The organism is Mycoplasma sp. 1578d (assembly GCF_024582695.1).
Taxonomy (GTDB): domain Bacteria; phylum Bacillota_I; class Bacilli_A; order Mycoplasmatales; family Metamycoplasmataceae; genus Mycoplasmopsis.
Genome location: NZ_CP102081.1, coordinates 550,934 through 564,336 on the forward strand (window position 1 = coordinate 550,934; position 13,403 = coordinate 564,336).

General features: G+C 29.7%; 16 protein-coding genes. 4 read left to right on the forward strand and 12 right to left on the reverse strand.

What is annotated here, in order from left to right; translation table 4 throughout:
• Positions 1 to 6: 6 nt before the first annotated feature.
• From NPA11_RS02170 to mutM, 6 genes are all read right to left on the reverse strand, one after another.
• A complete protein-coding gene (locus NPA11_RS02170) occupies positions 7 to 834 on the reverse strand; it encodes an MPN527 family putative ECF transporter permease subunit (RefSeq protein WP_257043198.1) in 828 nt (275 codons plus the stop codon).
• A gap of 2 nt (positions 835 to 836) precedes the next feature.
• The gene (upp, locus tag NPA11_RS02175) at positions 837 to 1,463 is read right to left on the reverse strand and encodes a uracil phosphoribosyltransferase (protein ID WP_257043200.1); all 627 of its coding nucleotides are present in this window, start codon (positions 1,461 to 1,463) and stop codon (positions 837 to 839) included.
• Positions 1,464 to 1,582: 119 nt separating this feature from the next.
• A complete protein-coding gene (locus NPA11_RS02180) occupies positions 1,583 to 2,005 on the reverse strand; it encodes an MscL family protein (protein WP_257043202.1) in 423 nt (140 codons plus the stop codon).
• Between the two features lie 14 nt (positions 2,006 to 2,019).
• Positions 2,020 to 2,364: a Smr/MutS family protein gene (locus NPA11_RS02185; protein WP_257043204.1), complete on the reverse strand. Its 345-nt coding sequence runs from the start codon at positions 2,362 to 2,364 to the stop codon at positions 2,020 to 2,022.
• 1 nt (position 2,365) lies between these two features.
• Complete coding sequence (locus NPA11_RS02190; RefSeq protein ID WP_257043206.1) at positions 2,366 to 2,899, reverse strand: cysteine hydrolase family protein; 534 nt, start codon at positions 2,897 to 2,899, stop codon at positions 2,366 to 2,368.
• The gene (gene mutM, locus NPA11_RS02195; RefSeq protein WP_257043208.1) at positions 2,892 to 3,749 is read right to left on the reverse strand and encodes a DNA-formamidopyrimidine glycosylase; all 858 of its coding nucleotides are present in this window, start codon (positions 3,747 to 3,749) and stop codon (positions 2,892 to 2,894) included. Before mutM ends, NPA11_RS02190 begins: the two co-directional genes overlap by 8 nt.
• Before the next feature lie 166 nt (positions 3,750 to 3,915).
• Here mutM and NPA11_RS02200 point away from each other — a divergent pair, with 166 nt between their 5' ends.
• Entirely contained in the window at positions 3,916 to 4,338 is a 423-nt protein-coding gene (locus NPA11_RS02200) for a hypothetical protein (RefSeq protein ID WP_257043210.1), read from the forward strand.
• Here the strand turns inward: NPA11_RS02200 and NPA11_RS02205 are convergent.
• From NPA11_RS02205 to NPA11_RS02220, 4 genes are read right to left on the reverse strand one after another with little or no spacing between them, the layout of a single operon-like run.
• Positions 4,335 to 4,805 (reverse strand): Sua5/YciO/YrdC/YwlC family protein, encoded by a 471-nt coding sequence (locus NPA11_RS02205; protein WP_257043212.1) that lies wholly within the window; start codon positions 4,803 to 4,805, stop codon positions 4,335 to 4,337. The genes NPA11_RS02200 and NPA11_RS02205 overlap by 4 nt on opposite strands.
• Positions 4,806 to 4,820: 15 nt before the next feature.
• Positions 4,821 to 5,429 (reverse strand): hypothetical protein, encoded by a 609-nt coding sequence (locus NPA11_RS02210; protein ID WP_257043214.1) that lies wholly within the window; start codon positions 5,427 to 5,429, stop codon positions 4,821 to 4,823.
• Complete coding sequence (rlmB, locus tag NPA11_RS02215) at positions 5,419 to 6,123, reverse strand: 23S rRNA (guanosine(2251)-2'-O)-methyltransferase RlmB (protein WP_257043216.1); 705 nt, start codon at positions 6,121 to 6,123, stop codon at positions 5,419 to 5,421. The genes NPA11_RS02210 and rlmB overlap by 11 nt, the downstream gene beginning before the upstream one ends.
• Positions 6,124 to 7,344 carry a class I tRNA ligase family protein gene (locus NPA11_RS02220; RefSeq protein ID WP_257043218.1) on the reverse strand — a complete coding sequence of 407 codons (1,221 nt, stop codon included), beginning with the start codon at positions 7,342 to 7,344 and terminating at the stop codon, positions 6,124 to 6,126. It abuts the gene before it with no gap.
• 63 nt (positions 7,345 to 7,407) lie between these two features.
• Between NPA11_RS02220 and argS the strand changes: the two genes are divergently transcribed.
• From argS to fba, 3 genes are all read left to right on the forward strand, one after another.
• Complete coding sequence (argS, locus tag NPA11_RS02225) at positions 7,408 to 9,054, forward strand: arginine--tRNA ligase (RefSeq protein WP_257043220.1); 1,647 nt, start codon at positions 7,408 to 7,410, stop codon at positions 9,052 to 9,054.
• A gap of 103 nt (positions 9,055 to 9,157) precedes the next feature.
• Complete coding sequence (gene rpoE, locus NPA11_RS02230) at positions 9,158 to 9,415, forward strand: DNA-directed RNA polymerase subunit delta (protein WP_257043222.1); 258 nt, start codon at positions 9,158 to 9,160, stop codon at positions 9,413 to 9,415.
• Between the two features lie 15 nt (positions 9,416 to 9,430).
• Positions 9,431 to 10,297, forward strand: a complete 867-nt coding sequence (fba, locus tag NPA11_RS02235) for a class II fructose-1,6-bisphosphate aldolase (protein ID WP_257043224.1) — start codon at positions 9,431 to 9,433, stop codon at positions 10,295 to 10,297.
• A gap of 253 nt (positions 10,298 to 10,550) precedes the next feature.
• Here fba and lpdA read toward each other — a convergent pair whose 3' ends face one another.
• A complete protein-coding gene (lpdA, locus tag NPA11_RS02240) occupies positions 10,551 to 12,434 on the reverse strand; it encodes a dihydrolipoyl dehydrogenase (protein WP_257043225.1) in 1,884 nt (627 codons plus the stop codon).
• Position 12,435: 1 nt separating this feature from the next.
• Entirely contained in the window at positions 12,436 to 13,389 is a 954-nt protein-coding gene (locus tag NPA11_RS02245) for a 2-oxo acid dehydrogenase subunit E2 (RefSeq protein WP_373457153.1), read from the reverse strand.
• Between the last annotated feature and the right edge of the window lie 14 nt (positions 13,390 to 13,403).

Genomic DNA, 13,403 nt, shown 5'->3' on the forward strand with positions numbered 1-13,403 from the left:
TCAAAATTAATAAAAAATATTGTGCTTATGTTTTAAATTAGTAATCACACGAGTTTTTCAATCTAAAGCTCAAATCAATGTAATAATAACTAAATTAAGGGAAAGGTTCATAATATTGAAAATAATATATAAAGTATACGATCCAGCAAAATAATTATTAATATTTAAAAATAAAAATTTAAAGTCTGGATACTTTTGAATTGTACTTTGTAGTGAAAAAGGAATTTTAAAGAAGAGTTTAAAGTAAACTAAATTAATAAAAAAGGTATTAGCTGTACTTAAAAACAGTGTGGTAAAAATAACAGTAAAACTAATTGAAAGAGAATAAACAATTAATAGTCTGAACAATTTTGCTCTGTTATTTTGCGGTGCATTAAATTGATAATTAACAAATTTTAAAATGTATTTGAATGAGTAAATCTGGACAAAAACAAAGACTAAATGTAAAATTAATAAGTTAAATTGTCCAATATAGCGAATATCAAAACTTTGGGCTGATGAACTAAAAAGGGGAGAGATTAAAAAGTTAATAAAAATAATGGCTAATCCATATTTCCAGCCTACTACATAAAATCCAAAAAGTATTGGAATTAATGAAAAGTTAAATTGTAAAAAGCTAAAAACGTTAGGGGTAAATTTGCTAATAGCGCTAAAAATTAAGGCTAAAGCTAAGATTAAGCCGCAAGTAACAATTTTGGAAATATCACGATAATCATTAATTCCATATCTAATATACGATTGAGAGTTGGTTTTCTTTTCAAAGTCTTTAGTTTGATTAGAACAAACAAATCGATATTCGATTTGTTTGTTTTTTTGGTTGAATTTAAATTTCATTCTTATTTGGTACCAAAGATACGATCTCCAGCATCACCAAGACCAGGCACAATGTAACCATTTTCATTAAGCTTTTCATCAAGTGCAGCTAGATAAATTTTAAAATCTTTACCAAAATGTTTCTCAACATTATCAACACCAGCTTGCACACCAACTAAGCAAACTAATTGGACATTAGTAAATCCATCCTTATAAAGGGTTTGAATTGCATCTACAGCTGAATTTCCAGTTGCAAGCATAGGGTCAACAACAATAACGTGTGAATCTTTACTTACTTCAGGCATTTTATAAAAATATTCAACCGGTTGAAGGGTTTCTTCATTACGATAAATTCCAATGTGTCCAACTTTTGCTTGTGGCATAAGTTGGATTAAGCCATCAACCATTCCTAATCCAGCACGTAAAATTGGCACGATAATAATTTCCTTGTCAAAATCTTTTCCAACAAAATTTTTAACCAAGGGTGTTGCGACCTCTTTATTTTTGGTAACGTAATCACGCATGACTTCATAAACCATTAATGATGCAATCTCGTTTAGATTGTTTTTAAACCCTAAATGATCAGTGGTAACTGAACGCATTTTAGTTAACTTGATATCGATCAAAGGGTGTGAAATAACTTTTAACATAACTCTCCTTAAATTTTAATAATATACATTTTTAAATTATAACTTTTTCAGTTAAAAAAGCTATAGCTTTTTTTAACTGTAGAATGTGCAAATCAGAAAAAAAGACCTCAGTATGGGTCTTATTCTTTGCTGAGTTTGGTATTAATATTTTTTAATTCTTCAAGGATTAATTGTTCAGTAGTTGGTTCAGGTTTTTTCTCTGGTTTTGGTTCGTTTTTACCATCAGTTATATAACGATTTTTAATTCGAATCACAGTGAAATAAACTGATAAAAAAACAAACACAAACAGTGAAACAACAATAAAATAAATTAAAGCTCCTAAAAATTTTCCATACTTAATAGCTTTATAACTTAATTTATCTAAATCGTTTTCGCCAACTATTGAAGTAATCATTCCCATTAAAATATCATTAGCAAAAGAAGAAACTAATGCACCAAAAACATTTCCTAAAATAAATGCAGTGGCTAACATAAAAATGTTACCCTTTTTAAGTTGTCCTTTTGCGTCTTTTATTGCTAATTTAAACAAACTTTTTTTCATAAAATTATTATAGCTTATTTTAGTTTTTTAAACTCATTTAAAGAGACATTAAAAATTTCTTCGAGTTCAGCTTGGTCTAGTCTGGAATTAGTTTGATAATGATTCCAAAATGCTCAATTATCTCTTGAATTGTGGATATAAGCTAAAACAGCTCCGTTATTATTAACTAATTCTCATGTAATTAAATGATCATCAAGTAGTTTGGTAGTTTGAGTAATTAATGCTCCAGTACCTTTGCCAGTGATGAATAATACTTTATCAACTTTGAACTTTTTTAAATCATCAATTAAGAGCAAAATTTTATTTTGAGCTTCAATTCACTCATAACCATGGAGATCAATTTCCAACTTTTTGAACATATTAAATAATTTTAACTCCTGCTTGGGCCATTAATTTTAGTGCAAATTGATGAAATTCTTGGGCATTATGTTCATTTGAATCATAAGTTGCAACAAGTGATGAATCAACAATGATTTCTTTGTCCATATTAATTTTGTTAAAATAAGTACGAATTGATAATGCTAGTTGCAAAATACAAATATCAGTACAACATCCTACAATTAAAAATTGATCATATTCATTCCAAATATTTAATGCAAGCAATTCTCAAAAAGCATTAGTTGTATTTTTGTAATAAACATTGGTTGGTGTTATAAAATTCTTTAATTCTGAAACTATTTGTGCTTGAGTACTATCTTTTTGACAATGTAATGGATATTGTTTCATTTCTAAATCGCTATCATTATGAGCATCACAAACAAAAATTACATCATCACCCTTTGAGAGTTCACGAGCAATTGGTTGAATAATTTTTGTTATGTTTTCACTAGCTAATGGCCCAGAATGAGCAAATCCGTTCAACATATCAACGACAATGATAAGTTTATTATTCATAAGGGTCTTTCTGACAAACAGGGCAATAACTTGTTCCTCTCCCGTTGGGTTTAAAATCTAATTTTACTTTAACAATTTCTGAACGCTTACATTTCATACATACACTCTTGGCTTTTCCGTATACCTTGAGTTCATTTTGAAAGGTTCCAATTACTCCATTAACTGATTGATATGAATGCACTGAGCTTCCGCCAGCAACAATACTTTGATCCATTATTTCTTGAGCTGTGTTAAGTAAATTTTTTAATTGTTCTTTTGAAAGATCTTTAGCTTTAGTCATTGGGAAAATATTGCAATGATACAATGATTCGTCAGCATAAATATTACCAATTCCTAAAATTAATGATTGGTCAAGCAAAATAGTTTTTATTGACTTATTTGATTTTTGGAGTTTATTATAAAGTTGGTCAACATCCACAAAAGCTGGTAATTGAGCTAAATTTTTAAGTTCATGAATACTTACATCATTCTCAGAAGGATCTAAGATTTCAAAGCTTCCAAATTTACGAGTATCATTATAAGCTAAAACACCCTTATTTTCTAGGTAAAAGTATAAATAATCATGCTTAAAATGATAATTTTCTAAAACTTGTTCATCTCGAATATAATATTTACCTTCCATCCGAAGATGAGAAAGAAAACGTTTATTATTACTTAAATGAAAGACTAAAAATTTCCCAACGTTTGAGATATCTTCAATTATTTCACCCTTAACAAAATTAATAAAATCTTTGGCCGATGCATTCTTAATAAATTTAGGATCAAAAATTTTAACATTAAGTATTTTGTGCCCTTTAACTTCATTTTGTAGGGTTTTTCTAACGACGGTTACTTCTGGATATTCTGGCATAATTTATATTATAATACCTTTATTTATATTTAAAAAGCAATTGATTTTTACAATTTAAGATAGTTTTTATCAGTTATAATTTATAAAAATAGCTTGCACTCTTTTGCAAGCTATAAAGTTAATTATTAAATACCTTAAATTTTAATTAGCTAATTAGAGAGATGAAATGAAAAAAATATTAAATTATCTAATACATCGTTTTATATACGAAATAAAAACAGTAAAATTTTATCTAATAATTCTTTTTCATTCTGTTTTAGTGGGAATTATTATTCTCATATCTCGTTCAAAATATGATTTTTCAAACCAACAACAACTTATAGATGCTTTAATTATTGCTTTTGCAATTTCTTTTTTTGTCAATTTAGTTATTGTTGTTGGTAAAAATAGCTTCTTAAAAAATGTAGGTAAACACAAAGAAAGACAAGCAAAGTTAAAAAATCTAAGTCCAAATGATGCTAAAATTCGCAATATTATGCTTGAACAAAAACAAGAAGTTCACAGACATAATAGTTTATATTCATTTTTATTTGTTGCTTTTAGTACTACTTTATCGATTTTGATTTGCTATTTAAATTATCCAAATTAATCTCTTTTGATAATTTGAAAATTTTTATCTAAATTAATTAATGTGCTTGGTTTACCTGAAGATTCTCCAAAATTATGTACATTTTTTACTTGAGGAAAAATATTGTGAGCTTGATCAATGCTAATTGGTTTGCTTCCTGATAAATTTGCACTAGTCACATACATTGGGCCATTTTGTTCTAAAAAATTTAATAACAATTGATTATTAGGCATCCTAAAACCTTGGTCATTAATAATGATACTATATGCTCCGGGCCAATATTTTTCGGCAACTTGAGTTGCCATATCATTTCATTGTTTAAACTTTTGAGCTTGTTGAATTGAGGAAACTAAAATCATAATTTTTTTATCACGTGGTCGATTTTTAAGCTCGTATAATAATTCAAGAGTTTGTTCGCTAATTGGTCCACCAATTCCAGTGACTGTATCTGTACTAAAAATGTGGATTTTTGAATACTTATCTTCCATTGGATTCCTTATTTTTTAATAATTATTTTTCTGAAATTGCTGAATTTTAAAATTGATTGAACGAATAAACTTATTCTTTTGATAAGTTGTGTAAAGGTCAGTTACAGAAGTTTCGCGATTCAATTGACTGATTAAAAATTTATACTCTGAATCTGAAGAAATAGATTTAAGAAAATCTAAATTATAGATTCCAGATTCATCATGATTTGAATTATTTAAATCATAACTGTGAATAATTCCTTTTAAATTATTGATATTATTAGCTATTTTTTCTTCAAAATCAAATTGACGATTATTGATTTTATTAATATAGTTAATCATTTTTAATTTAATTGTATATCAAAAATACGCTTCAAAAGGCATATGAAGAAAATTCTTCCAATATTCAATAATTTCAAGCAGAATTGAATAAATATAATTTTGAATTTCTTCTTCACAAATACCATTATTAAATGAGTGTAAACGTAAAATTTTACGTGCTAATGAACGAATTTTATATTTAATAAATTCGTAAATTAAACTTAATAAATGCGATGATCGAATTCTTATAAAATTATGAAGTTCGAAATAATTAATAATTTCATCTCTTAAATCTTTACGATAAATATAGCATTTATTCTTCATTAACCTTGTTAGCAAAATCAAAGAGAATGATTCCAGTTGCTACCGATGCGTTTAATGATTGAACACTTCCATATTGTTTAATATAAACACTCTGATCAGCAACTGAAAGAACACTTTTTGAAATACCGTTACCTTCATTACCGATAATTAAAAGTGAAGGTGTATTGTAATTAACTTGAGAATGGTTTACTGAATTTGAATTAAGTGTGGTTGCATAAGCTCAAAAACCTGCTTTTTTAAGCTTAGTAATAGTGGCACTAATTGAATTGACTCGATAAAAATTCATATTAACAAAACCACCACTTGCAACTTTTAAAACAGTTGGAGTAATATCACAAGAATTTTCCTTAGGATAAATAATATCCTTAATCCCAGCTGCGTTAGCAGTTCGAATGATTGCTCCAAAATTATGGGGATCTTGAATTTTGTCAAGGACTAAAACCCCTTTTGGTTTAGTCTTAATCAAGTGATTAGTATCTTTATAGTTAATCTCTTGTAAATAAGCTATAAAACCTTGGTGATTTTCTTTGCTAATTTGATTGAGTTTTTGAGAATCAACAATCTGGATCATTGTTTTTTTAGAATCAAAAAGACTCGCATGTTCTTTTTTAGATACTAAGATTTTTAAAATGGGTAAATTATTTTTATAAGCTTCAAGCACAGAGTTTTTGCCGCTGATTATGAATTTATGCATTTAAAAAATTCCCTTCTTAATTAGAAGACTTCGAATCTGGTCACTTTGTTCATATTTTTTTTGTGAATTAAGTACTTCTCATTGTTTATATAAAATTAAGTATTCTTGATAATTAATATTTTGAAAATTAAAGTCCATTGAGTTAAAGATTTTAATTAATGTGATTGCATAAACAGGATTATTATTAGCTTTTTTAATGAGATCGTGTATAAGATTCATGAATTTAGAAAAATTAAGCTCTAAAATAAAACCCATAGCTTGTTTAAATATTTCTTGGTCATATAATATATTTGAAATTTGTGATTTAAATATTTTGAAATAAATTTTTGTAATCTTGTTAATGAGTTTATTTGCGTTATTAATCGCATTATCATCTAGATTAATAATTCCAGTAATTGAGTTCATAAGTAAAATAAATTTATAAACATCAGCTCCATGAATATTAACAAAATCCTTAGCTAAAATAACATTGTTTAATGATTTAGACATTTTAATTCCATTTAAGTTAAGGGTCCCTGTACGAAGTCATTTTTTTGTTATTTTATTTCCGGTTAAAGATTGAAATTGAATATTTTCATTTTCATGATGCGGAAAAATAAGGTCAGTCCCACCTCCATGAACATCAACACCTTGTGAACCAAAATTTTTGTAAATGATCACGCAACATTCAGTATGTCATCCTGGTCTTCCATTTCCAAAAGATGAAGGATATTGCACACCGGGTGTTTTAGTTTTCCATAAAGCAAAATCAGCTGGATGTCTTTTTTGATATTGAGTATCTTCAAAAATCATATTATCAAGTTTTTGATTTGAAACAGAACCATATTGCTCTTGGTTCTTACCAACATCAAACCATACATTTTTATCTGTATCTATGTATGCATTTTTACTAATAATTAAATTTTTAATAAACTTATCAATGTGTTGTAAGTTTTCAGTTACATATTCAATTTTTGAAATAGTGTTTACATTTAATTGTTCAAGTAAGCTAAGGTACTCTTGAGCATACTTTTGAGCAATTTGTTTTTCAGAGACATTTTCTTGAATTGCTCGATTAATAATTTTGTCGTCAATATCGGTAATATTGTGAACAAAATAAAATTTTTTTCCTAAATTTCGAGCTGCTTTTAAAATTAGATCCATTGATAAAATGGGTCTAATGTTTCCAATATGCACACTATTATAAACCGTTGGACCACATACATAGATTTTGTAAAACATAAATAAATTATATATGTTTTAATCACTTTTTTCTTATATAATTAAAAGACTATAAGGAGAAATATGAGCTTATTTTTGGAAATAAAAGAAAAAATTAATAACGTTTTAGCACAATTAAAAGAGCAAAAGGTTTTAAGCGATCAATTGCAAATTAATTCACTTAATTACAACCTTTCTACACCTAATGTTCCAGATGATTTAAATAGTCAAGGAACAAATTATCATTTTGCTACTAATGTTGCTTTTATAACTAAAAAATATTTCAATGAATCTCCTTTAACACTAGCAAATGTCATTCAAACTCAATTACAAAATGATCCATTTTTTGCTCAAATTGATGTTGCTAAGCCTGGATTTATTAATCTTGTCATTAATGATCAACAATTAATTAAAAAGGTTGAACAAATTGCTCAATTAAATGAAAATTATGGTAAGAATCAAGTTGCAAGCGAAAAAATTAATTTAGAATTTGTTTCAGCAAATCCAACTGGATTTTTACACGTTGGGCACGCTCGTGGTGCGGCTGTTGGAGATTCGCTGGCTCGTATTTTAACTCACGCAGGGCATCATGTTGAAAAAGAATATTACATTAACGATGCTGGAAATCAAATTAATATCCTAACCGAATCAACATCAGTAAGATATCATGATCTTTTCGGAATTAAAATGCAATTTCCTGAAACATCATATCGGGGCGAAGATATTGTTTGACTTGCTAACAAAATCAAAGAAAAATATAATGACAAATTCATAGATAAAACAGATACAAAAGAGTTTAAACAAATTTGTATTAATATTCTTTTAAACAAGATTAAAAGTGATTTAGCTAATTTTAATGTCACCTTTGATACATTCTTTAGTGAACAATCTTTATATGATCAGAATGCAATTGAAGTAGTTTTAGATAATCTTAAACAACATACTTACACTAAAGATCGTGCTCTATTTCTTCAAACAGAAAAATTTGGAGATGATAAGGATCGTGTCCTTATTAAACAGGACGGCACTTATACATATTTACTTCCAGATATTGCTTATCACCTAATTAAAGCAAATAAAGCTCAAAAACTTCTTAATGTTTGAGGAGCAGATCATTCAGGTTATATCAATCGAATGAAAATTGCTTTAACTTGTTTAGGATATTCGCAAGATAAGGTTGAAATTTTAGTAGTTCAATTGGTTCGTTTACTTAAAAACGGACAAGAATATAAAATGTCTAAGCGTGCAGGAACTAGTGTTTTTTTAAGTGATTTACTTGCTGAAAGTTCAACAGATGCAGTGCGTTTTAGTATGCTTAGTCGAGAAGTTAATAGTAAATTTGATTTTGATATTAACTTATCAAATCAAAAAGATCAGAAAAATCCAGTTTTTATCGTCCAATACGCACACTCAAGGGCATTTGCTTTATTAAACAAACTTACTTTGAATGATATAAATTATCATTTTATAACATCAGAAAAATTGCAAAAATTAATTTTAGAATTAGATAAATTTCCTGAATTAATTAAAACAATTGCAAATACTTTAAAAGTTAATTTAATGGTGCAATACTTAATTGATTTAGCAAAAGCTTTTAATAGTTTTTATTCTGAAAGTAAGATTATTGGTTCAGAAAACCAAAATACTTTAGCTTATGTTGTTTTAGCAACTAAGAATACTTTAAAACTAGGACTTAATTTAATTGGTGTCTCTGCTCCTAATAAAATGTAAAAGTCTTGAATTTTTAGACAAATAATTTATGACTTTTATGTAAGTAGTTTAAAATATTTATAATTTGATTAATTGTCATAATTAATCAGCGAAAGGATCTATTATGAGAACAATGTTGGATATTGCAATTGACGAAATTAAAAAAGATCCATTGAAAAAATTTGAATTTAACGAAATTTTTGAAGTGGTTGAAAATGAGCTTAAACAAACTTGAACATTAAATTTTGTTTCTAACGAAATTCCTTATGAAAAAGTTAGAGAGCGTAAGATCGGAGAGCTTTATACATTGTTAACCGTTGATAGACGTTTTGAAAGAAACTCGGACGGAACATGACAAAGTAAAAATGCTGAATTTTTTTAACAAAGGAGTAATAACATGCCATTAGTAAACGCATCTGAAATGCTAAAAAAAGCCAAAGACGGTAAATACGCCATCCCACATATTAATATTAATAATTTAGAATGAGCAAAAGCAGTACTATTAACTGCACAAGAAGAACAATCACCAGTAATTATTGCAACTAGCGAAGGAGCTTTAAAATACATGGGTGGATTCAAGGTAGTGAGTGGAATGATTAAAGGTCTTATTGAAGAACTTAACATTTCAATTCCAGTTGCATTACATCTTGATCACGGATCATATGATGGAGTTAAAAAAGCTCTAGAAACAGATGGTTATACATCGGTGATGTTTGATGGTTCACATTTTCCATTTGAAGAAAATTTCCAAAAAACTGCAGAACTTGTGGAAATTGCCAAACAAAAAGGATATTCATTTGAAGCTGAAGTTGGAACTATTGGAGGAGAAGAAGATGGGATTGTGGGCGATGGCGAATTTGCTGATCCAGTTCAAGCAACTAAAATGGCTTCACTTGGAATTGATGTTTTAGCAGCTGGAATTGGAAATATTCACGGACCATATCCAAAATCGTGAAAATCATTAAGTTTTGAAACTCTTGAAAAGATTTCTCAAGTAGCTGGAATTGGAATTGTACTTCATGGAGGGAGCGGAATTCCAAGCGATCAAATTCAAAAAGCTATTTCACTCGGTGTCACTAAAATTAACGTTAATACAGAATTACAACAAGCAAACCACAAAGCGATAAGAGAATATATTCTTTCAGGTGAAGATTTAAAAGGTAAAAACTTTGATCCAAGAAAGCTTTATCTTCCCGGTTTTAAAGCAATGTGTCAAGTGGTTAGAGACAAAATTCGTGAATTTGGTTCAAATAATAAAGCTTAAGATTTTTATCATGGATATCACCTTTTCAAAGGTGATATTTTTTCTTCTCCACTTTAGTAATAAGATTTTTGATCAAAAACGTGAAAAAATTTTAACTTTTTTCATTGCCTTTATTAATAACAGAAAGAAAATCCAAGATCCACAATTTAACGATGATTCTATCACAAACAAATAAATTGTAGTTATTATCTTAATAGAATAAAACCACAATACGAAATTGTGGTTTTATTTGTGAGTACTTAATAATTTTAAATTATCTTTTCATTGATTCAAGAGAAAGTTTAAGACTAGCTGCACGAGCTGCTTCTCAAATAATTTCTCCATATGTTGGGTGTGGGTGAATAGTGTGTGCAATTTCGTGCACGCTTAATTCTTGTTCCATTGCTACAGCAATTTCGGCAACATAATCGGTTACATTTGGACCAACCATTCAGGCTCCAAGAATTTCACCAAATTCTTTGTCAACAATAAGTTTGACAAATCCAACATTATTTACTGAAGCAATTGCTTTTCCTAAACGTTCAAATGAGTATTTTGAACTAAAAACGTTTTTACCTTGAGCAAGAGCTTGTTCTTCAGTAAGTCCAATAAATGCAATTTCTGGACTGGTGTAGATACATCCAGCAACTGATTTAGGCTTGTAAATTCCTTTGTGTTCATCACCTAAAATATTAAACACAGCAGTCATAGCATGTGCATAAGCTACGTGAGCAAGCATTGCTTGTCCAGTCATGTCCCCAATTGCATAAACCCCAGGCACATTGGTTTGCATGTGTTCGTTAACAAGCACTTCTCCACGTGAACCAAGTTTAATTCCAGCTTCTTCAAGTCCTTGTGTATTTGGTGTACGACCAGTAGCAGTAAGGATTAATTCTTGTTCAAGAACTTTTTGTTCCCCTTTAACTTCTACATAAAGTTTATCATTTTCAAATTTTTGAGTTTGAGCATCAAATAACACTTCAACTCCAAGGTTCTTGAGCATTTTAGCTACTTCAACTGAAACTTCTTTATCAGCGGTAGGAAGTAAGCGATCAGTATTTTGGATAATAGTTACTTTAGTTCCAAGCACTGAGAAAATACTTGCAAATTCAAGTCCAATTACTCCACCACCTATAATAGTTACTGATTTAGGACGTTTTTCACTTCAGTTAATTGCTTCTTTCGAAGTAATAATTTTATTATCTTTATATCCTTGCTCAAATCCAGGGATTTTCATTAATTTGTTAGCTGATGATCCAGTTGCAAGAATTAAATGTTTCGCACGGTAAACTTTACCTTCAACTTGAACAACACGATCCCCGATAACTTTTGCTTCTCCAACTAAAGTTTTAGCTTTAGAAGCTTTCATTAACATTTGAACACCCATTGAGATTTTGCTTACTACATCAGCTTTACGCTTGTGCATTGCAACTCAAGTTTCATCTTCAGAAACTTGTTGTTCTTTACTTAATACAATTCCATATTGTCCTGAGTGTTTAATGTGTTGCACGATATCAGCTGTTTTAAGCAAGGTTTTAGTTGGAATACATCCAGTATTTAAACATACTCCACCTCAATTTACTTTTTCGATAATTAAGGTTTTTAATCCGCTCTTACCAGCCTCTTCAGCAGCTAAATATCCACCAGGACCCGATCCAACCACAATCACGTCATATTCTTCGTCAACTTTACCTGTGTATGGTTTAACATCACCAGATGTTGCAATTGTAGTTGGTTGTGTAGGTTCGGGAGATTTGGGTTTTTCTTGTACAATTGGAGCTGCTTTTTTAAAGAAGTTAAGGTCGATTAAATCATTGTTTACCACTGATTCACCAACAACGCTAGCGCCACCTTCTGATGGTTTTTCTTCTTTGGCAGGTTCTTTTTCCGATGCTGGAGCAGGAGCTTCAGCACTATCTCCTGAACCATCATCGATTAAGAAAATTTCTTGGCCAACGTGAATAACATCACCTACAGCCATCATAATTTGAACGATTTTTCCATTTACTGGAGTGGTGATATCTGAAGTAACCTTATCAGTTTCGACACTAAAAAGATTATCTCCTTCTTTAACTTCTTGTCCGACTTTTACATAAATTTCAGCAACTGTACCTTCGTGAAGACCTTCACCAATATCAGCAAATTGAAACTTATACATATTAGTACACTCCTAAAACTTCAGGTTTTTCAAGTAATTCTTTTACTCTTGAAGCAAAACGACCAATTTCTGCTCCATCAATTCAACGGTGATCAGCTGCAACAGTAATATACATCACTTTCCCGGGTACTATTGCACCATTTTTTACTACTGGTTTATCAATAATTGCACCAACTCCAGCAATTGCAAGTTCTGGATAGTTAATAACTGGAACTCCGAATAAACTTCCTACACTTCCATAGTTAGTGATGGTAAATCCAGCACCTTTCATTTCGGCAGGTTTAATAGTTTTTTCACGTGCTGCTTTAGCTAAACGAGCAATTTCTTTGGCTAAATCTAAAACTGATAATTGGTCAGCTCCAGGGATTACTGGTACCATTAATCCAGCTTCAGTATCAACAGCAAACCCTAAGTTAATCACACCCGGAAAGTCTAAAGTTGATTTTGCTTCATTGTATTTAGCAGTAAATTTAGGAAATTCTTTTAAAGCAACTGAAACAGCTTTTAAAATATATGGTAAAAAGGTAAGTTTTACACCAGTATTTTTGAGAACTAAATCTTTAATCGATGAGCGTAAATCCCAAAGTCTAGTCATATCAATTTCATGAACTAGATTAACATATGCTACATTATCCCATGAATTAGTCATGGCTTTAGCAATAGCTTTTCTAATTGGAGTAACTGGTTGCGAGTATGGTTCTCCAGTTACAACTCTTGGTGCTACTGGGGTTGGAGTTGGAACAGCAGCTCCGGTTGGAGCCGCTGTTGGGGTAGGTGTGCTTACTACTTCTGGATTACTTGGAGCACTTTGTTTTGGTTGAGCCGCAAATGCTTCTAGGTCAGCAAGTAAAATTTTTCCGTTTTCTCCGCTTCCTTTAACAAGAGAAAGGTCAATACCAAGTTTGGCCGCTTTTGCACGGACAATAGGGGTAGCTTTAATCATTATTTTTTTCATCTCCTTCTCTTTTA